This is a genomic window from Pseudorhizobium xiangyangii (genome assembly GCF_020531965.1).
Taxonomy (GTDB): domain Bacteria; phylum Pseudomonadota; class Alphaproteobacteria; order Rhizobiales; family Rhizobiaceae; genus Neorhizobium; species Neorhizobium xiangyangii.
On the sequence record NZ_JAJAWH010000005.1, the window covers coordinates 200,682 to 224,698 of the forward strand.

The window sequence follows — 24,017 nt, forward strand, 5'->3', positions numbered from 1 at the left end:
GAATCGGACTTAAGCAGGCAAGCCCGCAAGATCAAGGAATTTGCGCATTTCAGCACGCGACTTCAACTGGACGACCGGCACATGCGCACCGTGCAAATTGATATTGTGCAGAATTGCCGGAACGAACTTCTGCTCAAACGTCCAGATGTAGGCGAGGAACTCAAAATCGGGAAAACGCTCGTTGCAACCGGGTGCCATATCCGGGCGCGTCCTGCCGAAGTAGCGAACCCCGCGCTTCACCACGCCGAGAACGCATTGCCATCGCGGCAGGCGCAGCCAGATGACCAGTTGCGCGCGCGGCAGGCGCAAATCGAACGACGATGGCCCGCTGCCATCCATGAGCCAGCGCTCCGACGCAACGGTCTGGGCAATCAGTCGGCGCTCCTCCGCCTTGTCGCGTTTGACCCAGCCCGGCAGCCAGAAGAATTCACGGTCCATCGGCACGTACGGCAGATCCAGGCCGGCGGCCAACTCCTGCGACAGCGTTGACTTTCCACCACCGGAACAGCCGATCACCATGACGCGCTCGGCTCTCCGTAGCGCGGTAGCAGCCGCTGCAATATCGTCCACCTGTGCCATGGGATCTCACAGAAAAACCGCGCCGAAGATCGCCGCGGTTTTCATAAAAGGCGAGAGGTTGCGGCTTATTCCGCCGCCTGCAGGAGCTTCTTTTCGCGATTGGCTCTCAGCCGCGCGAAGTCGTCGCCGGCATGGTGCGAGGAGCGCGTCAGCGGGCTGGAAGAGACCATCAGGAAGCCCTTGGTATAGGCAACCGTTTCGTAGGACTTGAACTCTTCCGGCGTAACGAACTTCTCGACCTTGTGGTGCTTGCGGGTCGGCTGCAGGTACTGGCCGATCGTGATGAAATCGACGTCGGCGGTGCGAAGGTCGTCCATCAGCTGCAGAACCTCATTCCGTTCCTCGCCGAGGCCAACCATGATGCCCGACTTGGTGAACATGGTGGGGTCCAGTTCCTTCACCCGCTGCAGCAGGCGCAGAGAGTGGAAGTACCGGGCGCCAGGACGAACCGTCAGGTAGTTTCCGGGGACGGTTTCCAGGTTGTGGTTGAAGACGTCAGGCTTCGCGGCAACGACGCGCTCCAGCGCACCAGGCTTCTTCAGGAAGTCCGGCGTCAGGATTTCGATCGTCGTCGCGGGGGATGCCGCGCGGATCGCCCAGATCACCTTTTCGAAGTGCTCGGCGCCGCCGTCATCGAGGTCGTCGCGGTCGACCGATGTGACCACGACGTGGGAAAGCCCCATCTGCCTGACGGCCTTCGCGACGTTTTCCGGCTCATCCATGTCAAGTACATTCGGGCGGCCGGTCGTGACGTTGCAGAAGGCACAGGCGCGGGTACAGATCTCGCCCATGATCATGAACGTGGCGTGCTTCTTGTCCCAGCATTCGCCGATATTTGGACAGCCCGCCTCCTCGCAGACGGTGACGAGCTTGTTCTCTTTCACGATCGACCGCGTCTCGGCGTAGCCCTTGGAAACCGGCGCCTTGACCCGGATCCATTCGGGCTTGCGCAACACCTCGGTATCCGGGCGGTGCGCCTTTTCCGGATGCCGGACGCGCTTCACCTCGTCTGCTTCGGTTCTATCGAGAATGGTGACCATCAAATACCTGCCTTCGCCGCATCAAGCGGCTGTCGTCAACGACGGACGAGTTTTGCGAGGAATAACAGAACACAGGAGCCGATGAAACCTGTCACCAGGTAACCCAGCCATCCGTCTGCGACATGGATGTTGGCGCTTTCGAAGGCCGCGTTCGCCACGACAGCCCCGACAATGCCGATCACGATGTTCATGAATATGCCAAAGCGCACATCCATCAGCTTGCCGGCGAGCCAGCCCGCCAGACCGCCGATGATGATTGCCGCAAACCAGCCCACGCCCATGTAAGTCTCCGTTACCTAAAACCTGCCAGACGATATGGGAGGTTACCTATCCGTTCGCAACAGGATCCGAGATGTCATGCGCCTCGGATCTTGCCCTCTCAGGCGTTCAGCGCGCGACCGTAAGCGTCGAGCACGCTTTCCTTCATCGTTTCGGAAATCGTCGGATGCGGGAAGATGGTGTGCATCAGATCTTCCTCCGTCGTCTCCAGGTTCATCGCGACGACGAAGCCCTGAATCAGTTCGGTGACTTCAGCGCCGACCATGTGAGCACCGAGCAGCTCGCCGGTCTTCTTGTCGAAAACGGTCTTGACGAGGCCCTGGTCTTCGCCAAGCGCAATCGCCTTGCCATTGGCGACGAACGGGAAACGGCCGACGCGGACTTCGCGGCCCTGTTCCTTCGCCTTGGCCTCGGTCAGTCCAACCGACGCTACCTGCGGGTTGCAGTAGGTGCAGCCCGGGATCTTCAGCTTGTCCATGGCGTGGACGTTCGGCAGGCCGGCAATCTTCTCGATGCAGATGACCGCCTCGTGCTCTGCCTTGTGGGCGAGCATCGGAGGGCCGGCGACGTCGCCGATCGCATAGATGCCCGGCACGTTGGTCTTGCCATAGCCATCGATGACGACGAAGCCGCGGTCGGTCTTCACGCCGACGGCATCGAGCCCGATCCCCTCGACATTGGCCTGCACGCCGACGGCCGAGATCATGCGGTCGGCGGTGATCTGTTGCGTCTTGCCGTCCTTCATCTCGACGGTCGCGGTGACCGAGTTGGTACCCTTCTCGACCTTGGAGACCTTGGCGTCGAGCAGGATCTTCATGCCCTGCTTCTCGAACTGCTTCTTGGCCAGCGCGGAAATCTCCGCGTCCTCGACCGGCATGACCTGGCTCATCACTTCCACCACGGTCACGTCGACGCCCATCGTGCGGTAGAAGCTGGCGAATTCGATGCCGATGGCGCCCGAGCCCATGACGAGCAGGGACTTCGGCATTTCTTCCGGCTTCATCGCCTCGAAATAGGTCCAGATCAGCTTGCCATCCGGCTCGATGCCGGGCAGCGCGCGCGGACGGGCGCCGGTCGCAATGATAATGTGCTTGGCGGTATAGGTGCCTTCACCCAGCGTGTTCTTGGGAACCGGACCGACAGGCTCGACGGCCTTCTTGGTCGGCTTGCCGACGACAACTTCGCCGGGCTTGGTGATTTTCGCCTCCCCCCAGATGATGTCGACCTTGTTCTTCTTGAAAAGGAAGCCGACGCCGTTGTTCATCCGGTGCGCAATGCCGCGCGAACGGGCGACGATTGCCTTAATATCCGGAGTGATCGTGCCTTCCAGCGTCAGTCCGTAGTCCTTGCTATGCTGGGCAGTGTGCAGGACATCTGCCGAGCGCAGCAGCGCCTTGGTCGGAATGCAGCCCCAGTTGGAGCAGATGCCGGCAAGGTGTTCGCGCTCCACCACCGCGACCTTCATACCCAGTTGGGCTGCACGAATGGCGGCAATATAGCCGCCGGGGCCGGAGCCGATGATGATGACGTCGTAGGATTGAGCCATTGCTGTCCTGCCTTTTCAACGGGCTGCGCGATAGCGGCATGCCCTTGGTACGAATTGTCTAGAGACCGAGCATGACCCGGACGATGGGCTCCAGCCCTCGCCCGATCGCCCGGGTATTTTCCGCCGTCAGATGCACGCCGTCGAGCGGGCTTACCCGCGCCACGGATGCCGCATCGTAAAACCCGCAGCCGAGTTCATCGGCGAGATCCCGGTAGAGCGACGCAAGCATCGCGGATTGCTCCACACCGCCGGTAAAGATCGCCGCGAAGACCGGATCGCCCGTTTCGCAAAGCGGCGGCGGCGAAACAATCAGGATATCGGGCGCATCGTAGTCGAACGAATAGTCGTGGCGCCGGATGAGCCCGACCAGCCGATGGATGCCCTGCCTCGCCGCTATCGCCGTCCCGGCGATTGCCGGCTTCATGTCGTTGGTTCCGAGCATGACGATGACCAGATCCAGCGGCATGTGCGTATGAAGCACAGTCGGCAGGCTCTTCACGCCGTTGCGGTCGCAGTCGGCGAGATGATCGTCATAACCCGTCGTGCGGCCGTTCAGGCCTTCGGCGATGACGTTCACCTGCGGTCCGAGGGCGGCGCCAAGGACACTCGGCCAGCGATCCTCGAATAGATGCCGGCCGGGTCCTTCAGGATCGTAACCCCACGTGAGCGAGTCGCCATAACAGAGGACGGACTTCACCATGCCGTCCCCCTGCTTAGACAAGCATTCCCATCGGGTTTTCGATGTAGCGCTTGAAGGCGGACGCGAGTTCCGCGCCGAGCGCGCCGTCGATGACGCGGTGGTCGAAGGCAAACGTCGCCGTCATCACCGTGCCCACCTTGATCTCGCCGTTCTTGACGATCGGCTTCTCGACGCCGGCACCGATCGACACGATCGAGGCCTGCGGCAGGTTGACGATCGAAGTAAACGAGGAGACGCCGAACATGCCGAGGTTGGACACGGATGTCGTGCCGCCCTGGTATTCCTCCGGCTTCAGCTTCTTGTCGCGAGCCCGCTTCGCAAGGTCCTTCACCTCGTTGGAGATGACCGACAGCGACTTCTCCTCGGCCTTGCGTACGATCGGCGTGATCAGGCCATCCGGGATAGACACGGCAACGCCGACATCGGCATGCTTGTGCAGGACACGAGCGGTCGAGGTCCAGGAGGCATTCGCCATCGGAACGTCGCGAAGTGCCAGCGCCATCGCCTTGATGATGAAGTCGTTGACAGAAAGCTTGAAGGCCGGAACCTCGCCCTTCTCGGTCTTCTTCACCGGAGCGGATGCATTGATTTCGGCGCGCAGCTTCAGCATTGCGTCGAGTTCGCAATCCATCGAGACGGTGTAGGACGGAACCGTCTGTGTGGACTCGGTCAGGCGCGAAGCGATCGTCTTGCGCATGCCGTCATGCGGCAGCAGCTCGTAGGAGCCTTCCGCAAACAGCTTGAGCACGTTGTCGTCCGACGGACCCTTTGCCATGGCAGGAGCCGCAGATGCAGCAGCGGCAGTCGGCTTGGCTCCGCCAGAGGCCGCAGCCTTCTCGACATCGGCCTTGACGACCCGGCCGTGCGGGCCGGAGCCGGATACGGCCGAAAGATCGATCCCTGCTTCCTTGGCAAGGCGACGGGCGAGCGGCGAGGAAAACACACGCTTGCCGTCGGCCTTCGGAGCCGGGGTGGATGGCGCCGGAGCGGCATCAGTGACCGGCTTTTCGGCCTTCGGAGCCTCGGATGTGGTTTCCGCCTTGGCAGCCTCAGCCTTCGGAGCTGAACCAGCGCCAGCGGCCGCCGCGGATACGTCCTCGCCTTCTTCGGCAAGGATCGCAATCAGCGCGTTGACCTTAACGGCCTCGGTGCCGGCCGGGACGACGAGCTTGGCGACAGTTCCTTCATCGACGGCTTCCACTTCCATGGTCGCCTTGTCGGTCTCGATCTCGGCGATGACATCGCCGGACTTGACCTTGTCGCCTTCCTTGACCAGCCACTTAGAGAGGTTACCCTCCTCCATGGTCGGCGAAAGGGCGGGCATGGTGATGTTGATCGGCATCGGATAAGCCCTCCCTTACTTGTAGCAGACGGTCTTCACCGCCTGGACGACTTCGCCGACATTCGGCAGCGCCAGCTTTTCGAGGTTCGCCGCGTAAGGCATCGGAACGTCCTTGCCGGCAATCGTCAGAACGGGTGCATCGAGATAGTCGAAGGCCTGCTGCATGACGCGGGTGGCAATTTCGGTGCCCACCGAGTTCTGCGGGTAGCCTTCCTCGACGGTGACGAGACGGCCGGTCTTCTTCACGGATTCGATCACCGTCGGCAGATCCATCGGACGGATGGTACGAAGATCGATCAGCTCGACGTCGATACCTTCCTTCTCGAGTTCCGCCACCGCCTTCACGGCATAGGTCATGCCGATGCCGAAGGAAACGATGGTGACATCCTTGCCGGTCTTGTGGATGCGCGCCTTGCCGATCGGCAGGACGAAGTCATCCATCTTCGGAACTTCGAAGGACTGACCGTAAAGGATCTCGTTTTCGAGGAAGACGACCGGGTTCGGATCCCGGATGGCAGCCTTGAGCAGACCCTTCGCATCAGCTGCCGTGTACGGCATGACGACCTTGAGGCCCGGGATCTGGCTGTACCAGGACGCGTAATCCTGGCTGTGTTGTGCACCGACGCGGGCCGCCGCGCCATTCGGGCCGCGGAAGACGATCGGAGCACCCATCTGGCCACCCGACATATAGAGCGTCTTGGCGGCGGAGTTGATGATCTGGTCGATCGCCTGCATGGCAAAGTTGAAGGTCATGAACTCGACGATGGGCTTCAGGCCCGCCATGGCGGCACCAACGCCGACGCCGGCAAAGCCGTGCTCGGTGATCGGGGTATCGACCACGCGACGGGCGCCGAATTCCTGCAGCAAGCCTTGAGTGATCTTGTAGGCGCCCTGGTATTCGGCGACTTCCTCACCCATGACGAAGACGTCTTCGTCGCGGCGCATTTCTTCGGCCATCGCGTCACGCAGCGCTTCGCGCACCGTCGTCATGACCATTTCGGTGCCTTCCGGAATATCCGGGTCGGCAGCGGTTTCGACCTTCGGCTGAGCCGGGACCGGCGCGGAAGCAGAGGTCGGCTTTTCCTGTTCTTCCACCTTCGGAGCATCAGCCTTGGGAGCTTCAGCCGCCGGCGCGGAAGAACCGATCGAGTCGGCGCTCTCGCCATCCTGCAAAAGGACAGCGATCTTGGTGTTGACCTTGACGTTTTCGGTGCCTGCAGCAACCAGCAGCTTGCCGATTACGCCTTCATCGACGGCTTCCACTTCCATGGTCGCCTTGTCAGTCTCGATTTCGGCGATCACGTCGCCGGAGGCGACCTTGTCACCTTCGTTTTTCAGCCACTTGCTGAGCGTACCTTCTTCCATGGTCGGCGAAAGGGCGGGCATAAGGATATCAATTGGCATTATAGTTCCCTCCCGGCGATCAAAGCAGAATGTCGGTGTAGAGCTCGGACGCATCCGGCTCGGGATCGTTCTGGGCGAAATCGGCGCTATCCGAGACGATGTCGCGGATGTCCTTGTCGATCGCCTTCAGATCGTCCTCACTGGCCCAGCCCTGCTCAAGCAGGCGCTGACGGACTTGCTCGATCGGATCATGTTCGGAGCGCATCTTCTGCACTTCGTCCTTGCTGCGATACTTTGCCGGGTCGGACATGGAATGACCACGGTAGCGATAGGTCAGCATCTCGAGAATGATCGGGCCTTTGCCGGAACGGCAATGCTCGAGAGCCTCATCCGCTGCAGCCCTTACGGCGCGAACATCCATCCCATCGACCTGAATGCCGGGGATGCCGAAGCCGGAACCGCGTAGCGAGTAGTTCGATTGCGCCGTGGCGCGGGCCGTGGACGTGCCCATGGCGTAGCGGTTGTTCTCGACGATATAGACGATCGGCAGCTTCCAGAGAGCAGCCATGTTGAAGCTCTCGTAGACCTGGCCCTGGTTGGCCGCGCCATCACCGAAATAGGCGACCGAGACGCTGTCATTGTTGCGATACCTGTTGGCGAAGGCGAGGCCAGTGCCGAGCGACACCTGGGCTCCGACGATGCCGTGACCGCCGTAGAAGTGCTTTTCCTTGGAGAACATGTGCATCGAGCCGCCCTTCCCCCTGGAATAGCCGCCCCGACGTCCGGTCAGTTCCGCCATGACGCCACGTGCGCTCATGCCGCAAGCGAGCATGTGTCCGTGGTCACGATAGGCGGTAATGACCTGATCACCTTCCTTCTGCGCCATCTGCATGCCGACGACGACAGCTTCCTGGCCGATGTAAAGGTGACAGAAGCCGCCGATGAAGCCCATGCCGTAAAGCTGGCCGGCCTTCTCCTCGAAACGCCGGATCAACAGCATTTCGCGATAAGCATGCAGCTCCTCGTCCTTGCCGAAATCAGGCGTATTCTTGCCGGTAAATTCCTTGGTGGCAGTCCTGGCGGCGGTTTTTGCCGCAGGTTTGCGGCCGGATACAGACGCGGATTTTCTAGGCGCCATTCATCCCTCCCTTATGTGCTGCATGTCTAATTTCAGGAGGCTACCATAGGGAAGAAAGAGCACCCCAGCAATGCCATAAATGCATGGCTCACATTCCACGCAAGAGCATGAAATTAATAACAAAAATCATATTAACCGAATTCGGTTAATCTAGAAGTAATTGTTGAATATGACAATTTCGTCGTCGCGCGAGACGTTCAGCTGATAGCGAGCGATCTCGTCCAGCATGTCCTTCTCGAGGGAACCGTCGCTCAATAGCTGCACCTGACGCTCGAGCGCCTGACGCCTTTCCGTGAGTTTTGCAAGATCGGCGGCCCGCTCCACACGCTGCCGCTCGAACTTCTCGGTTGCCATAAGGCCAAGCTCGCCGTTCACCGAATGATATCCGAAATAGGAAAGGAACGCGACGGTGATCAGCGGGAGAACGAAACGGCCGAGTTTTCTCTCTTTATGGTGCTTGGTCCACATGCCCCGTGACATCCTCAGTAACGCATTACGACATCTCAAACTCGCAGAACATGCTTAAACAATCGTTGACCTAAAGCCTTCCCGGCCGATGGAATGGTGCTGTCCGAGGGATTTTCGTCAGGGTCGCTCTCGGCGACAGGCACATCTGCCAGTCCGCGCACACGTAACCGCAGACATGAAAAAAGCCCGGACAAGCCGGGCTTTGAAGAGACAGGTTCGGCGCGCTGGATTACGTGCGGATAATCGATCGACCGGCGTAAGCCGCCTGCGGACCGAGCATCTCTTCGATGCGGATCAGCTGGTTGTACTTGGCCAGCCGGTCCGAACGAGACAGCGAACCGGTCTTGATCTGCCCGCAATTGGTGGCGACGGCGAGATCGGCAATCGTCGAGTCTTCGGTTTCGCCGGAACGATGCGACATGACGGCCGTGTAGCGAGCCTTGTGCGCCGTCTCGACGGCATCGAGGGTTTCAGTGAGCGTACCGATCTGGTTGACCTTGACGAGGATGGAATTGGCGACCCCCATCTTGATGCCATCGCGCAGGCGCGCCGAATTGGTGACGAACAGATCGTCGCCGACCAGCTGGCACTTGTTGCCGACGAGGTCGGTCAGGGCCTTCCAGCCATCCCAATCGTCCTCGGCCATGCCATCTTCGATCGAGATGATCGGATACTTGGCCACGAGTTCGGCAAGGTATTCGGCCATGGCGACAGATTCGAGCGTGCGGCCTTCGCCTTCCATCTCATACTTGCCGTTCTTGAAGAACTCGGTCGAAGCGCAGTCGAGTGCGAGGCAGACATCGTCGCCCGGCGTGTAGCCGGCCTTTTCGATCGACTTCATGATGAAGTCCAGCGCTTCCGGGGCGCTCTTCAGACCTGGCGCAAAACCGCCTTCGTCGCCGACATTGGTGTTGTGGCCCTGGCTCGACAGTTCCTTCTTCAGGACGTGGAAGATTTCAGAGCCCATACGGACGGCTTCGCCAAACGTATCGGCGCCGACCGGCATGATCATGAACTCCTGGAAGTCGATCGGATTGTCGGCATGCGCGCCACCATTGATGATGTTCATCATCGGCACCGGCAGGATATGGGCGTTCGGACCACCGACGTAACGATAAAGCGGCAGCCCGGAGGCCTCGGCCGCAGCCTTGGCGACAGCAAGCGAGACGCCGAGAATGGCGTTGGCGCCCAGACGCGACTTGTTCGGCGTACCGTCCAGCGCGATCATCGTCCTGTCGACATGGATCTGGCTCTCGGCATCAAAGCCGCCGATCGCATCGAAGATCTCGGTGTTGACGGCCTCGACGGCCTTCTCGACACCCTTGCCGCCGTAGCGCTTGCCACCGTCACGCAGCTCGACTGCCTCATGCGCGCCGGTGGAGGCACCCGATGGAACGGCCGCACGGCCCATGGACCCGTCCTCGAGATACACATCCACTTCAACGGTCGGATTGCCACGGCTGTCGAGGATCTCGCGGGCAATGATATCGGTGATGGCGGTCAAAGGTCTCTCCCTTGTTGGACGTCATGAGGTCACTGAAAATGTCTCATACTCAATGACACGAAAATTACAATCGAGCCGTTTTTCGCGGCTTTTTGGGGACAGGTCAGGCCGTTTTCGACACGGCATCGAATGCGAGCAGCTTTTCCAGCAGCCTCGGCATGTCCTTCAGATGCACCATGTTGGGGCCATCGGACGGGGCATTGTCCGGATCCTCGTGCGTCTCGATGAAAAGCCCGGCAACGCCGACGGCGACGGCTGCCCGCGCCAGGGTTTCGACAAATTCGCGCTGGCCGCCCGACGAACCGCCCTGCCCGCCCGGCTGCTGGACCGAGTGAGTCGCGTCGAACACGACCGGCGAGCCCATGGCCGCCATGATCGGCAGCGACCGCATGTCGGAGACGAGCGTGTTATAGCCAAAGGAGGCCCCGCGCTCGCAGAGCAGGATATTGGGATTGCCGCTTGCAGTGAACTTGGCCAGCACGTTCTTCATGTCCCAGGGCGCCAGGAACTGACCCTTCTTGACGTTGATGACACGGCCGGTCTTCGCGGCGGCAATGAGAAGATCCGTCTGTCGGCTGAGAAAAGCCGGGATCTGCAGAATATCGACGGTCGGCGCGACGAGAGCGCACTGCTCTTCCGTGTGGATATCGGTGAGAACCGGAAAGCCGAACTCCTTCTTGAGATCGGAAAATATTTCCATCGCGTTTTCAAGCCCGATGCCGCGCTTGCCGGAGAGCGACGTGCGGTTGGCCTTGTCGTAAGAGGATTTGTAAACGAGGCCGATGCCCAGCTTGTCGCAGAGTTCCTTCAGCGCGCCGGCGATCATGAAGGCATGGTCGCGGCTCTCCATCTGGCAGGGGCCGGCGATCAGCGAGAAACGCGCCTTCTGGGAGAACAGCACCCGGCCTTCACCCTCGCCGACATAGACTTCGGAATTGGGGCTCATGTCCATCGCATTACTCCTCGAGGGCAACCATCACGTCTGTCCGCTCGCCGGTGGATCGAAAATCGCGCGCCAGACGCCGGAACGGGACGTCATTAGCAGCAAGCATGGCCTCTGTCACGGCGAGATCCGGCCCGGACAGATTTAGGGACTTGCGGAACACATATGGAACATATAGAGTTCGTTCTGGATTTGTTTCATTTTCAGGAGCGACGGCATGCTCACGCGCAAACAGCAGGAATTACTTCTCTTCATTCACGAACGGATGAAGGAATCTGGCGTGCCGCCATCCTTCGACGAAATGAAGGATGCTCTCGATCTGGCGTCGAAATCGGGCATTCACCGGTTGATCACCGCATTGGAGGAACGTGGCTTCATCCGCCGCCTTCCCAACCGTGCCCGTGCACTCGAGGTCATCAAGCTGCCTGAAGCATACAGCAGCAGCCTGCAGCCACGCCGGGGGTTTTCGCCGAGCGTCATCGAGGGAAGCCTGGGCAAGACGAAGCCCGCTCCAGCGGCATCGGTCAAACCTGCGAATGACGAACTCTCCGGCGCCATCTCCGTTCCGGTCATGGGTCGGATCGCTGCCGGCGTACCGATCTCGGCGATCCAGAACAACACGCACGACATTGCCGTTCCGGTCGAAATGCTCGGATCGGGTGACCACTACGCGCTCGAAGTAAAGGGTGACTCGATGGTCGAAGCCGGCATTCTCGACGGCGATACGGTCATCATCCGCAATAGCAATACAGCCAATCCCGGCGACATCGTCGTGGCGCTGGTCGATGACGAGGAAGCGACGCTGAAGCGCTTCCGCCGCCGCGGCGCTTCCATCGCGCTCGAAGCCGCAAACCCGGCTTACGAAACACGCATCCTTCCCTCGGATCGCGTCAAGGTTCAAGGCAAGCTCGTCGGCCTCATTCGCCGCTATCATTGATCAGCCGGGCGACCGGCCCCGGGATCGAGTGGTCGAATCGGTCTTTGCGCCAATCGTAGAATCGGTGCTTCGTCCATGGACGGTCTTCATCTGCCATGGCCGCGGCGACCCGCCATTGGCGGACGTCATCCGTGCCGTTCAGATGGACCTCCAAGGATCCCGTTCTCTTCAAAGTCCTGCCGTTGACCAACAAGGCGCCGGAGCGGCACTCGTCGAACCCCGCTCGCGGCGCAATGACGATCAGGGCTACCTCGCAGCCAATGCCGGCGATACGCCCGTCTTCCACAACCGCAACCGTCACGCCCTCCTCGGTCACGACCAGGCACCAGGCTTTCGGCCGGCAATGGAATTTCCCGATTGCATCCGCTGCAGCCAGTGCCGCTTGCGCCATGTCCTTGCGCACCGCGGCCAACACCTGCGGATCCAGTGACACGCCGCTTCGGACGTCGGGTAGGCTTGCAGCCAAGATCTCACCATGCGGTGACGTGGTGGGTTTGATGGGTTCATCGAGCAGAAGCGCCCGCTGCCATTGGTCGAAGATGAAGTCCGGCGGCCGAGTGCGATTGGTGGATACCGGTGCGCCGAGAAGCGCCACAAGCGCTCCGTCCTCTGAAACCAGCAGATCTGGCAGCGGCACTCGCTGTGCCTGCCAGCTCAGCAGGAATGCCAACCCCATGAGCGGCACGCCGACCAGACGGAGCCGCGTTCGCAACAGTGCCAGCAGCACGAAGCCTGCCGAAGCGACGCCAAGGAACCACGGATGCTGACGGCCCGCGCCGACATCGCCTCCCCATCCCGCTACATGTTTCGCCACGGCGATGACCGCTTCGAGCCCGAGCCCCATGAGCTTCAGGAAGGGTGCATCGAGCCCGAACGGCATCAGCAGCATCCCCACAAGACCCGCCGGCATGACGACGAAGGAAATGAGCGGCATCACCGCGATATTGGCGGCAAGCCCGTAGCCCGACAGGCGGTGGAAATGCTCCATCGAGTAGATGGCGGTCGACAGCCCTCCGATCAGCGAGGTGACGAAGATGCCGGCCATGAAATGCCACCCCGTGACCAGCGGCGCCAACCGCCCGCTCGTAAAGGGGAAAGGTTCATGCTCTCGCTGCGCGGCGTAGCTGCTCCAGATCGCGTAGCCGGCGACCAGCGCGGCGGTAGCGGCAAAGGACATCTGGAAGCTTGGCCCCATGATTTGCGAGGGTGAGACCGCGATGATAATCAATGCAGAGAGCGCCACATTGCGCAGGCTGATGGCAGCGCGATCGAAGAAGACAGCGATCAGCATCACGGCCATCATCAGATAGGCGCGTTCCGCAGACACGGCAAAACCCGATATGAGGTAGTAGGCCGTCGCCATGAGCAGTGCCCCGAAGGCGGCAATCTTCTTGACAGGCCAGGCCTGCGCAAACCCCGTAAACAGCCCAAGGCAGCATCTCAGCCCGACAAAGAATATCCCTGCGGCAAGCGCCATGTTGAGCCCTGAGATCGCGACGATATGCGCCAGACCGGAAACGCGTAGCGCCTCCGTCGTTTCCTCCGAGATCGCACGTCTCTCGTCGGTGACAATAGCCGCAGCGAATGCGCCGGCATCCCCCGGCACGGTTTTCCGGATGCGATCCGCAATCGTTCCCCGCAGTTCGAAGATGCGCCGCTCAAGGTTGAGCGCTCTTTCTTCTGAGGGCTGCTGCCCCGCCACCCGCGCAGGCGCACCGTAGAAGAAGCCCATGGCCCCGATGCCGTCATGATAGGCACGGAAGGCGAAGTCATTGAGACCCGGAAGCGCCGGTCCGGACGGCGGCGAAAGACGAGCTCGGCCGCTCACAGTTTCTCCTGCCTCGAACGGCGTGTGCCTGGAGCGCGCCAGCAGGACGACCTGGCGGGGCGGCCGCCTGATAACCGGCTGCTCCGTCGCCGAAAGCTCAACAAAATAGCGCCAGCGGCCCTGACCCGCCGGCTCACGGCGATGGATTTCACCGGTAATGGTGGTGGTCACGGGTGAGTCGAGGATCACCGTCGAATTTCGCCATGTCTCAAGCTGCGCCAGCAAGCAGCCCGCGAAGACCAGCGTTATGGCGAAAAGAGCAAGATGCGTGCGCTCGGAGCGGTAGCGGTGGAGCATCGTCGCCACGGTAAACAGCAGGAGAGGTATAGCAATGGCAGCGGCTGGCGGATCACGCGGGAGCACAAACCAGACGGCAGCCCCCAATCCCACGAGCACCGGCACGAACAGGAAGCCATGGCCATGAGCCAGTTCCTCGTCCACCATTCTCCGCAGACGTTTTCGAAGACCGTCGCGACGAAACCCGACACCCGGGAAGAGCATGCGAAGGCGGGGCGTGCCGGAGCGAATAGTCGGCACGAGGCCTCTTCCGCCCCTTCCCTCAGGTTCGGGAACTGGAACATGCAGCGCCACCCGGACAGAGGCTTTCTCGTCCGGCCCCGATCGCTCGAAAAACACCCCCTCCTGCGGCATCGCGGCCCGCCCCGGTTCCACGACGAGAATGCAACCGCCATCGGGAAATTGCAACTCCTACCTGTGTTCTCAAGCGGACACCAACCTCGCCGACTGCTGGCCCGTGACCGATTTTTAACCTCATTTACGGGCAGGAGGCCGAAGTGATTTCGGCAGTGCACAATTAGGCGTCAGCAGCGCTTGGCAGCGGCCGTCGGATCATATAGCTACACATTACTCTTAACTCTTGTGGCGTTTTGATACGCCACACCGCCAACAGGTTGGAGGATCAGCATGACGGATAAGAGCGCAAATCTGGTATTGGGTGACAAGGGCGTCGAGTTCGCGGTCAAGTCCGGCACGATCGGTCCGGATGTCATCGATATCGGCTCATTGTACAAGCAAACCGGCGCCTTCACCTACGACCCGGGCTTCACCTCGACCGCATCGTGCGAGTCGAAGATTACCTATATCGACGGCGACGCAGGCGTGCTCCTGCACCGCGGATATCCGATCGAGCAGCTTGCCGAACACGGCGACTTCCTCGAGACCTGCTACCTGCTCCTGTACGGCGAACTGCCGTCTGCCGCGCAGAAGAAGGACTTCGATTATCGCGTCACGCACCACACCATGGTGCATGAGCAGATGACGCGATTCTTCACAGGCTTCCGCCGCGACGCCCACCCGATGGCCGTCATGTGCGGCTGCGTCGGCGCGCTTTCCGCCTTCTACCACGACTCGACCGACATCACCGATCCGCATCAGCGCATGGTGGCTTCTCTGCGCATGATCGCCAAGATGCCGACGATCGCTGCGATGGCCTACAAGTACCATGTCGGCCAGCCTTTCGTTTACCCGAAGAACGACCTCGATTACGCGTCGAACTTCCTGCACATGTGCTTTGCGGTTCCCTGCGAGGAATTCAAGGTGAACCCGGTTCTGGCGCGTGCCATGGACCGTATCTTCATCCTGCATGCCGACCATGAGCAGAACGCCTCGACCTCGACCGTTCGTCTGGCCGGTTCTTCCGGCGCAAATCCGTTTGCCTGCATCGCGGCCGGCATTGCCTGCCTGTGGGGTCCGGCTCACGGCGGCGCCAACGAAGCAGCGCTCAACATGCTGGCGGAAATCGGTAGCGTTGACCGCATTCCGGAATACGTTGCCCGCGCCAAGGACAAGAATGACCCGTTCCGCCTGATGGGCTTCGGACATCGCGTCTACAAGAACTACGACCCGCGCGCGAAGATCATGCAGAAGACGACGCACGAAGTCCTGGCCGAGCTCGGCCACAAGGACGATCCGATGCTGCAGGTCGCAATGGAACTCGAGCGCATCGCTCTGACGGACGAGTACTTCATCGAGAAGAAGCTCTATCCGAACATCGACTTCTATTCCGGCATCACGCTCAAGGCGATGGGCTTCCCGACGACGATGTTCACGGTGCTCTTCGCACTCGCCCGCACCGTCGGCTGGATCGCCCAGTGGGCCGAGATGATCGAAGATCCGCAGCAGCGTATCGGCCGCCCGCGCCAGCTCTATACCGGTGCACCGCAGCGCGATTACATGCCGATCTCCAAGCGTTAAGCGACGACGATCCCGAAAAGGAAAAGCCCGGTCAATGACCGGGCTTTTTTCTTTCCAGCATCTGCAGGACGATACCGGCAGCAGCCTCGCCGGGCGGTACCGGCATCTGCAGGCGTTGCCAGGTGAGATCGAACCCCTCCATCATCGCCCGACGCTGAAGCGTGTCCGACGAGAGCCTCTCGGCCCAACGGCAGAGGCTGCCCGGGCGCACCATCTCGTTGATATATTCCGGGATTATCGGGCAATCGGAGATCAGGTTCGGCAGAGCCGCCGACCAGATCTTGATGCGCTTCGACATCATCGTGATCAGCCAGTCGGCCTTGTAGGCAGAGACCGCGGGCACGCCCGCCAGCCCAAGCTCGAGGAGAACCGTGCCGGAGGCTGCAAGTGCTACATCCGCCTGCGCGAAGGCGTTCCATTTGCTCTCGGCCGTTACCGTCACCTCGGGTGCGATCGGCAGGGTTTGTGCGATCTCGCGCACCATGGCCTCCTGCCGCGGAACGGTCGGCAGTAGAAAGCGAGTCGGCCCATTACGTTCCACGAACGCGGCGGCTGTCGCCCCGAAGATCGGAAGCAATGCGCGAATTTCGGCAGAGCGCGAACCGGGCAGCAGCATGACTGTTTTTGGCTCGCCCGATTGCTTTACAGGCATCTGGCTCCGGATCGCCCGGACCTTGAGAAGAGCGGGGTCACTTGTCAGCCGATGACCGACGAATGTCGTCGGCGGACCTTGAAGCCGCTCCATGACCTCCGGCTCAAACGGCAATATGGCCAGCACATGGTCCACGTATGGCACCATCGCCCTGGCGCGGTATTCCTTCCATGCCCAGACACTGGGGCACACGTAGTTCACGATCGGCAGGTACGGCAGCGCTGCCCTCACCCGCTTGGCAACCCGATGGGTGAAATCGGGGCTGTCTATGATGACCAGCACGTCCGGACGCGCTGCAATGATGGCATCGGCGGTCTGGCCGATCCGGCGAATGAGCTGCGGAAGACGCTTGAGGACCTGCGTGAAGCCCATGATCGAAAGCTCGGAGAAGTCGAACAGCGATGTGAGGCCTTGCGCCTGCAGCGCGTCGCCGCCCACGCCCACCAGATCAACCGGTCCGGCATGTGCCCGTTTTAACGCCGAAATCAGGTCTCCGCCGAGAAGATCGCCGGAAACCTCTCCGGCAACTACGGCCACCTTGAGCACCTGGCCTTCCAGCTTCTGGCCGGTCATCACAGACCTCCCCTGGGGAGCTTCGTATCGATGCCGCAGACGAACAGCCCGGCGTCTCCTGCGGCTTTGGTCACCGCCTGCTCATCCAGAACCAAGGCCCTGCCCGCTTCGACGGCGATGCCCGCCAAGCCCGCGCGGGCAGCATTCGTGACGGTCGAGAGCCCGATCGCCGGCAGGTCCGCCCTGACATCCTGCTGCGGCTTGCACAGTTTTACGAGCACGCCTTTGCGCCGGGGCGAAATGCGTCCTTCTTCCCGGAGTTTTGCAACCCGATCCAGCATGGCGTCGGTTCCTTCCACGCCTTCGAGCGCGACGACCCGGCCTCCGACGCTGACGGCACCCTGGCCGACATCCAGTTGGCCAAGCGCCAGCGCTGCCTTTATGCCCTGCTCGATGTCCCGCAGATCCTCGGCGGATGGTGCGGCCGGCGTCAAGGCACCGGTCCTCGCAAGCAAGCCCGGCGCAATCTCGTGCGCGCCGATGACCCGGCAGCCCATGCCTTCAAAAAGCTTTATGACCATCTGCAGGACTGCATCGTCGCCACCCGACAGAAGCGTGCGGATGACGGCAGGAACCCGGGCGAGAGTATGGAGGGTGGGGCGAATGTCGCGCCAATCCGGCCGACGCTTGACCGCCCCGGACATGACCACGCGGTCGACGCCCTTCTGGCGGATATACCGCTCGATGCCGGCGAGATCGCCGACGCCGGTCGTCATGGTTTCAAAGTCGTCGAAAGCATGATTGGCTTCATCGGCCAGGGCGATGATCACCGGATCCTCGCCGGAAGCACGTGCAGCGTCGGCCAGGTAGACGGGCAGATGTCCCCATCCGGCGACGATTGCAAGCCGCCCCGTTCCCCCAGGCCGCGAGAGGGTATTCATCCGCTCAGGCTTTGCCGCGGAATGGCGACGAGATCGCGCGGTCGCTTTCGGCCGCGATGAAATCCAGGATCTCCATCGCCTCCGCGCAATCGGCATATTCCTCACGAACGGCCGCCGCATTGTTGCGGATGTTGCTTTCGCCCTCAAAGATCTGCTTGAAAGCACGACGGACCCTGTGGATCGTCGCACGCTCGATACCCGAGCGCGACATGCCGACCACATTGAGTCCGGCGAGAATGCCCGGATTTCCGTTCAGCATGCCATAAGGAATAACGTCATAGGCCACGCCAGAGAGGCCGCCGATGAACGCATGACGGCCGATGCGGCAAAACTGGTGGACAGCCGAGCCGCCGCCAAGGATTGCCTTGTCATCGACCCTCACGTGCCCTGCCAGCATCACGTTGTTGGACATGATGATGCCGTTGCCGAGGATGCAGTCGTGCGCAACGTGAGAATTGGCAAGAAGCAGGCAGTTGTTGCCGACGACCGTCTTTCCGCCGCCGCCCACAGTGCCCGTATTAATGGTGACGCCCTCACGCATGGTGCAGTTGTCACCGATGGTTAGCGTCGAATCTTCGCCTGCTTCGTGAAGACTCTGGGATGTGCCGCCAATCACCGCCATAGGGAAGATTCGGCAGTCGCGCCCGATCTCGGTCTTTCCGCTCACAACGGCATGCGAAACGATCTGCACGCCATCCTTCAGGACCACGTCCTTGCCGATCGTGCAGAACGGCCCGATCTGGACGTTTTCACCGATGACGGCGCCGTCTTCGGCAATGGTCGTCGGATGGATTCTGGCGGTGTTTGCGATCGTGCTCATTGGCCGTCCTTACGGCGGATCATCGCACCAATATCCGCCTCGGCAACAAGTACGCCGTCCACCATCGCATCGCAATGGAACTTCCAGATGCTGCCGCGCTGCTTCTGCTTCTTGACATGAAACTCGACCCGATCACCGGGAACGACCGGTTTGCGGAACCGCGCATTGTCTATGGTCATGAAGTAGACGAGATTGCCGCCTTCGCCCTGCTTGCGGGCACAGATCGCGCCGGCCGTCTGGGCCATGCCTTCGATCAGCAGTACACCCGGCATGATGGGCTGCTCAGGGAAATGACCCGTGAAGTGCGGCTCGTTTGCCGTCACATTCTTGATGCCAATCGCCGAATCGTCACCGTCGATCTCGATGATGCGGTCCACGAGAAGAAACGGGTACCGATGCGGCAGCAGCTTCATGATTTCGAGGATATCAGCTGCTCCAAGCGTGGCGCCAGTCACTTCACTCATTCTTGTCTCCTCTACGCTTTGCCCGCTCGTCAGAGCGCGTCATCGCCTCGGCGACATCACGCAGGAAGTCCTTGAGCGGTCGCGCGGGAACGCCACCATAACGGGCCCCCGCCGGTACATCTGCTATAACGCCGCTCATGGCAGCAATCTGGACGCCGTCGCCAATCTTGATATGGCCATTGACGCCAGAGGCGCCACCGATCATCACACCGTTGCCGATGGTCGTGGACCCGGCAATCCCAACACCTGCGACGATGCCGCAGTGACGGCCGATCCGCACGTTGTGGCCGACCTGGACCTGATTGTCGATTTTCGTGCCTTCGCCGATAACGGTATCGTCCATCGTGCCGCGATCGATTGTCGTGTTGGCACCTATCTCGACATTGTCCTGAATGATCACGCGCCCGACCTGGACGATCTTTAGCATGCCAGCGGGACCCGGGGCATAGCCAAAGCCATCCTGGCCGATGCGTGCGCCATTATGGATAATGACACCATTCCCGATCAATGCCGCGACGACAGAAGCGCCAGGCGCAATGGTGCAATCGCGGCCAATCTTCACGTCCGCGCCGATGATGCAACCAGCTCCGATGCGTGTTCCCGAGCCGATCTCGGCACGAGCGCCAACGACTGCCATGGGCTCGATTTCAACATCGGGTTCCAGGTGCGCTGTCGGATCAACAAAGGCGGCCGCATGTACACCACCAGCCCCGGATACGACAGGTGACGGGCGCAAAGCTTGCGGATGCAGCAGAGCGCCGGCCTGCGCGAACGCCGTGTGCGGCGTTCGTGTCAGCAGGACTGGGATATGATCAGGGATGACCGAGCGGATGGCTGCATCACAAAGGATCGCAGACGCATTGCACGTGTCGAGCTCATGACGAGCCTTGCGAGAAAGAAGGTAACAGATCTGCCCCTCACCCGCGCGGTTGACCGGCGCGACAGAGCGGATGCGCCGGTCACCCGCCGCATCGTCAAGCAGTTCGGCCCCAAGACGGGCAGCCAACTCGCGAAGGCTTATCCCGTCATGGGGCGGAAAGAAATCATTCAAATCCATCAGGCCAATCAGCTCCAGAACAGATATTGACCGCAGGTCCGATCCGTGAGGATCAGAACTGGTTCGCCATGCTGAACCGGAATTCCTGTGTCTCGTCGAAGTCTTCCTTGACCACCGGCACCGCGTAATCGAAGCGGATCGAACCGAACGGCGAAGCCCACTGAATGCCGGCGCCGACAGACGCACGCCAGGACATGCTCGTGCCCTCAACGCCCGCGCTGTTGGCGACATCATTGCCGTACAACGTGCCGGCATCGGCGAACAATGCAGCGCGCAGACCGAAGTCTTCCGGGAAGGCCGGCATCGGCATGGTCACTTCAGCCGAAGCCGTGAAATAGGTGGTTCCGCCCAAAGCATCGCCGTTCGGCATGCGAGGACCGATACCGTTGTTCTCGAAGCCGCGAATCTGGCGTCCGCCGAGCGTGAACTGGTCGAAGACATTCAGATTGTCGCCCGTACCGATGACATGACCAGCACCGGCCGCAAGCGAGCCTATGATATCGGCTTCATCCGACAGAAGATGGAAATACCGGGCGCGACCGGAGATCTTGTAGAACTCAGAGTCACCGCCGAGGCCGGCATATTCATGCGTCAACGTCGCATAGAGACCTTCGCGGGCCAGCGTCGTGCTGTCGAGAGTATTATACGTCAGCGTCTGCGAGATCGACGACTGTACGAATGTACCTCCCCTGACTAGGTCAAGGAATGGCTCGGACAGATTGGTCTCCCAGTCGCCTTCACCGTCGTAGTTGAATTCCTTGTAAGTGTAGCGGAAGGTCGTCGCCAGATCTTCGGTGATCGGCGCCGTCACGCGCAGCGTTACGCCCTGCTCGTCATAGTCGTAGTAGTCTTCCGACGAGGTCTGGTTCTTGAAGATGTCGAAGCCGGCCGCCAGGCGATAACCGAGGAAGTATGGCTCGGTGAACGACAGCGAGTAGCTACGGGCATCATCCAGACCGCCACCAACGGCGACGCGGATGAACTGGCCACGGCCAAGGAAGTTCTTCTCTTCGATCGAAGCTTCGAGAATGAGGCCGTCGCCGCCGGCAGAATAGCCAGCACCGATACCGAACGAACCGGTCGGCTGATCCTCTACATCGACAATAACGACCACACGGTCGGCTGCCGAACCCTGCGAGGTCGAGATATTGACGGTCGTGAAGTAACCAAGAGCCTCAAGGCGGCGCTTGGCACGGGAAACCATCTGCTGATTGAAAGCATCGCCTTCGCTGAAGTCGAACTCGCGACGAATGACAAAGTCACGCGTGCGGGTGTTGCCGCGAACCTCGATCCGTTCGACATAGGCGCGCTCACCCTGATCGACGAGATACGAAACTCCAACGGTCTGGTTTTCGAAGTTGCGGTTACCACGCGGCGTTACGCGGGCAAACGGATAGCCGGCAGAAGCAACGCGCTGCGAGATGGCTTCCATCGACTTCTGGACTTCGGCAGCATCGTAGGTCGCGCCGGCCTTCGTGCGGACCAGGCCGCGAAGATCTTCGGAATCGACACCCTCGACGGTCGACTCGACCACAACGTCGCCAAAGGCATACCGCTGCCCTTCTTCCACCGTGAAGGTGATGTTGTACTTGTTCGAGCCCTCGTCCAGAACCGCCTCAGAGGAAATGACGCGGAAATCCGGGTAGCCGTGATTGTAGTAGAACTGACGCAGCGCATCTTCGTCGGCGCGCAGCTTGTCCTGGCTGTAGACGTCCTTGCGGGTCAGGAAGGAAAGCGGACCCGACTCCTTCGTCAGAATCACTGACTGAAGACGGCCGTCGCCATAGGCCTGATTGCCCACGAAATTGATGTCCGCAATCTTGGTGCGGTCGCCCTCGTTGATCACGAAAGCGAGATTGACGCGACCTTCACCGACGGGAACCACCTGCGTGGTGACCTCGATATCGCTACGGCCGATCGCTGCATAGGCTTCGCTGATGCGCTGAATATCGGCGTCGATCAGCTCCTGGCTGTAGGGGCCTAGCGGCTGAGTCTGCACGACGGCCTGAAGCTTGTCGTCCTTGATCTTGCGGTTGCCGTTGAACACGACCTGGTTGACCAGCTGATTCTCGCTGACACTAACCACCAGGGTGCTGCCGGAAACACTGATCCGAACGTCTGAAAAATAACCCGTCGAGTAAAGACGCTTCACCGATTCATCGATGTCGACATTGGTAAAGCTGACACCCGGGCGGATCGTAAGATTGGAGCGAACAGCTTCCTCCCCTGCACGATCAGCTCCGCGAACCTGAACATTACGGATAACCGCCGCTTCCGCGACAGTTACTGAGGCAAGTACCGATACGCCCGCACCCGATGCAACAACACTAGCAGACAGCGCAAACGCCGACACTGCGTTCAAAAACCTTGAACCAGCCTTCATTTCAATTCTTACCTTTTCCCGTTGTCCCTCGGCGGGTGGAGCCCGACTCCGGCCACACGTGTGTCGTTTTACCTTCTTTTGCCTTACAAGCAAGGTACGACGTTAAATTCTGTTTACTTCCTTATGGGGCGTGACTTGATCGCCACGCGTAGTTCAAAACACGGTAAACAAACAGTTTTCATAAAATTCAACCCATCCACCGTCCAAAGGTGTCGTTCCATGTGGCGAAGACCATCAGAGTAAGGATCATCGCCAGGCCGAAACGGAATACAACGTCCTGAACCCGCGGGCTCAGCGGACGCCCCCTCACCGCTTCCAACGCGTACATGAGCAGATGGCCGCCATCAAGCACGGGAATCGGGAAGAGGTTCATCAGACCGAGGGAAACCGAGATGATCGCGGCGAAATTCAGCACCGCCGCGAAGCCGAGGCTGGCCATCTGTCCAGTCGTCTCGGCGATGCGAATAGGTCCGCCGATCTGATCGGCGCTCATCCGTCCGGTGAAGATGTTGCCGAGGTAGCTGAACGTGCCGCTGATGATGTGGCCTGTCTCGCGAACGCCTTCGGCAACCGCCTGCAGCGGCGAGAACGTTTCCTGCCGGAAATTGCCCCTCTCGGCGTTGGTGACGATACCGATCTGGCCAAGTTCGACCTTGTTGCCGAACCGGTCGGTGATTTCCGTCCGCTGCGGGGTTACCGGCAGGTCCAGTTCGCGACCGTTACGCTCGATGGTGATGACGATTGAGGTTCCGGGACGAACCGCAACGTAGCGACGGACATCGTCGAACGTGCGAATCTTGTCGCCATCCAGCGCCACCAGGAGATCTCCCGGCTCGACGCCAGCGACCGCGGCTGCACTTTCCGGGCGAACTTCGGCCACCACGGGATCGGAAACCATCTTGCCATACGTGGTGAACAGCGCCGCGAATATCATTATCGCCAGCAGGAAGTTCGCGATCGGGCCGGCGGCTACCGTAGCCGCGCGTTTCCACAGCTTTGCGCCAGCAAGCGTCTGAGCCCGCTCGGCTTCGCTCAAGCCCGCAAGGCTCGCTGTGTCCGGCGCGCTGGCAACATCCTCGTCGCCGAAGAACTTGACGTAGCCGCCGAGCGGAATGGCGGAGAGCTTCCAGCGCGTTCCGTGGCGGTCGGTAAAGCCTATAAGCTCAGGTCCGAAGCCGACGGAGAATGCCGTCACGCGGATGCCGCACCAGCGGCCCACGAGATAGTGGCCCATTTCGTGCACGAAGACGAGCACCGACAGGACCACGATGAATGGGATGATGTAGCCCGTTAGCAGTCCGATGATCGCCATCAATCTATCCGTT

21 protein-coding genes are annotated in these 24,017 nt (G+C 60.7%); 2 read left to right on the top strand and 19 right to left on the bottom strand.

The genetic code is table 11. From position 1 onward, the window contains the following. Window positions 1–9 precede the first annotated feature (9 nt). The 11 genes from LH464_RS06475 to kdsA all read right to left on the bottom strand — a co-directional run bounded on the left by LH464_RS06475 (window position 10) and on the right by kdsA (window position 10,886). A complete protein-coding gene (locus LH464_RS06475) occupies window positions 10–579 on the bottom strand; it encodes an AAA family ATPase (protein WP_226785548.1) in 570 nt (189 codons plus the stop codon). A gap of 65 nt (window positions 580–644) precedes the next feature. Continuing rightward, on the bottom strand, window positions 645–1,619 hold the full coding sequence (lipA, locus tag LH464_RS06480) for a lipoyl synthase (protein WP_226785549.1): 975 nt from the start codon (window positions 1,617–1,619) through the stop codon (window positions 645–647). A 35-nt stretch (window positions 1,620–1,654) separates the two neighbouring features. Then, window positions 1,655–1,900, bottom strand: coding sequence for a GlsB/YeaQ/YmgE family stress response membrane protein (locus LH464_RS06485; RefSeq protein ID WP_226785550.1), 246 nt, complete (start codon window positions 1,898–1,900; stop codon window positions 1,655–1,657). A gap of 98 nt (window positions 1,901–1,998) precedes the next feature. Further along, window positions 1,999–3,444, bottom strand: coding sequence for a dihydrolipoyl dehydrogenase (lpdA, locus tag LH464_RS06490; RefSeq protein ID WP_226785551.1), 1,446 nt, complete (start codon window positions 3,442–3,444; stop codon window positions 1,999–2,001). Between the two features lie 58 nt (window positions 3,445–3,502). Beyond that, the gene (locus LH464_RS06495) at window positions 3,503–4,144 is read right to left on the bottom strand and encodes an SGNH/GDSL hydrolase family protein (RefSeq protein WP_226785552.1); all 642 of its coding nucleotides are present in this window, start codon (window positions 4,142–4,144) and stop codon (window positions 3,503–3,505) included. Between the two features lie 13 nt (window positions 4,145–4,157). Then, entirely contained in the window at window positions 4,158–5,486 is a 1,329-nt protein-coding gene (locus LH464_RS06500) for a pyruvate dehydrogenase complex dihydrolipoamide acetyltransferase (RefSeq protein ID WP_226785553.1), read from the bottom strand. A 15-nt stretch (window positions 5,487–5,501) separates the two neighbouring features. Further along, a complete protein-coding gene (locus LH464_RS06505) occupies window positions 5,502–6,890 on the bottom strand; it encodes a pyruvate dehydrogenase complex E1 component subunit beta (RefSeq protein ID WP_226785554.1) in 1,389 nt (462 codons plus the stop codon). Window positions 6,891–6,909: 19 nt separating this feature from the next. Continuing rightward, the gene (pdhA, locus tag LH464_RS06510) at window positions 6,910–7,968 is read right to left on the bottom strand and encodes a pyruvate dehydrogenase (acetyl-transferring) E1 component subunit alpha (RefSeq protein ID WP_226785555.1); all 1,059 of its coding nucleotides are present in this window, start codon (window positions 7,966–7,968) and stop codon (window positions 6,910–6,912) included. Between the two features lie 150 nt (window positions 7,969–8,118). After that, window positions 8,119–8,436: an FtsB family cell division protein gene (locus LH464_RS06515; protein ID WP_226785556.1), complete on the bottom strand. Its 318-nt coding sequence runs from the start codon at window positions 8,434–8,436 to the stop codon at window positions 8,119–8,121. Between the two features lie 229 nt (window positions 8,437–8,665). After that, window positions 8,666–9,940, bottom strand: coding sequence for a phosphopyruvate hydratase (gene eno / locus LH464_RS06520; protein WP_226785557.1), 1,275 nt, complete (start codon window positions 9,938–9,940; stop codon window positions 8,666–8,668). Window positions 9,941–10,043: 103 nt separating this feature from the next. Further along, a complete protein-coding gene (gene kdsA, locus LH464_RS06525) occupies window positions 10,044–10,886 on the bottom strand; it encodes a 3-deoxy-8-phosphooctulonate synthase (protein WP_390624932.1) in 843 nt (280 codons plus the stop codon). Between the two features lie 214 nt (window positions 10,887–11,100). Here kdsA and lexA point away from each other — a divergent pair, with 214 nt between their 5' ends. After that, on the top strand, window positions 11,101–11,820 hold the full coding sequence (gene lexA / locus LH464_RS06530) for a transcriptional repressor LexA (RefSeq protein WP_226785559.1): 720 nt from the start codon (window positions 11,101–11,103) through the stop codon (window positions 11,818–11,820). Here lexA and LH464_RS06535 read toward each other — a convergent pair. Next, window positions 11,801–14,185, bottom strand: coding sequence for a ComEC/Rec2 family competence protein (locus LH464_RS06535; protein ID WP_226785560.1), 2,385 nt, complete (start codon window positions 14,183–14,185; stop codon window positions 11,801–11,803). The two genes, lexA and LH464_RS06535, sit on opposite strands and share 20 nt — an antisense overlap. Window positions 14,186–14,572: 387 nt before the next feature. On the opposite strand from LH464_RS06535, the gene gltA reads away from it, so the two are divergent. Next, window positions 14,573–15,862 (top strand): citrate synthase, encoded by a 1,290-nt coding sequence (gltA, locus tag LH464_RS06540; protein ID WP_226785561.1) that lies wholly within the window; start codon window positions 14,573–14,575, stop codon window positions 15,860–15,862. A gap of 31 nt (window positions 15,863–15,893) precedes the next feature. On the opposite strand, the gene lpxB is transcribed toward gltA, so the two are convergent. The 7 genes from lpxB to rseP all read right to left on the bottom strand — a co-directional run bounded on the left by lpxB (window position 15,894) and on the right by rseP (window position 24,004). After that, the gene (gene lpxB, locus LH464_RS06545; RefSeq protein ID WP_226785562.1) at window positions 15,894–17,087 is read right to left on the bottom strand and encodes a lipid-A-disaccharide synthase; all 1,194 of its coding nucleotides are present in this window, start codon (window positions 17,085–17,087) and stop codon (window positions 15,894–15,896) included. After that, complete coding sequence (locus tag LH464_RS06550; RefSeq protein ID WP_226785563.1) at window positions 17,087–17,968, bottom strand: LpxI family protein; 882 nt, start codon at window positions 17,966–17,968, stop codon at window positions 17,087–17,089. Before LH464_RS06550 ends, lpxB begins: the two co-directional genes overlap by 1 nt. A 4-nt stretch (window positions 17,969–17,972) precedes the next feature. Beyond that, complete coding sequence (gene lpxA, locus LH464_RS06555) at window positions 17,973–18,788, bottom strand: acyl-ACP--UDP-N-acetylglucosamine O-acyltransferase (protein WP_226785564.1); 816 nt, start codon at window positions 18,786–18,788, stop codon at window positions 17,973–17,975. Beyond that, entirely contained in the window at window positions 18,785–19,252 is a 468-nt protein-coding gene (gene fabZ, locus LH464_RS06560; RefSeq protein ID WP_226785565.1) for a 3-hydroxyacyl-ACP dehydratase FabZ, read from the bottom strand. Before fabZ ends, lpxA begins: the two co-directional genes overlap by 4 nt. Next, window positions 19,245–20,309, bottom strand: coding sequence for a UDP-3-O-(3-hydroxymyristoyl)glucosamine N-acyltransferase (lpxD, locus tag LH464_RS06565; RefSeq protein WP_226785566.1), 1,065 nt, complete (start codon window positions 20,307–20,309; stop codon window positions 19,245–19,247). Before lpxD ends, fabZ begins: the two co-directional genes overlap by 8 nt. Window positions 20,310–20,361: 52 nt before the next feature. Then, a complete protein-coding gene (bamA, locus tag LH464_RS06570) occupies window positions 20,362–22,692 on the bottom strand; it encodes an outer membrane protein assembly factor BamA (protein WP_226785567.1) in 2,331 nt (776 codons plus the stop codon). A 187-nt stretch (window positions 22,693–22,879) separates the two neighbouring features. After that, a complete protein-coding gene (rseP, locus tag LH464_RS06575) occupies window positions 22,880–24,004 on the bottom strand; it encodes an RIP metalloprotease RseP (RefSeq protein WP_226785568.1) in 1,125 nt (374 codons plus the stop codon). Window positions 24,005–24,017: the final 13 nt, after the last annotated feature.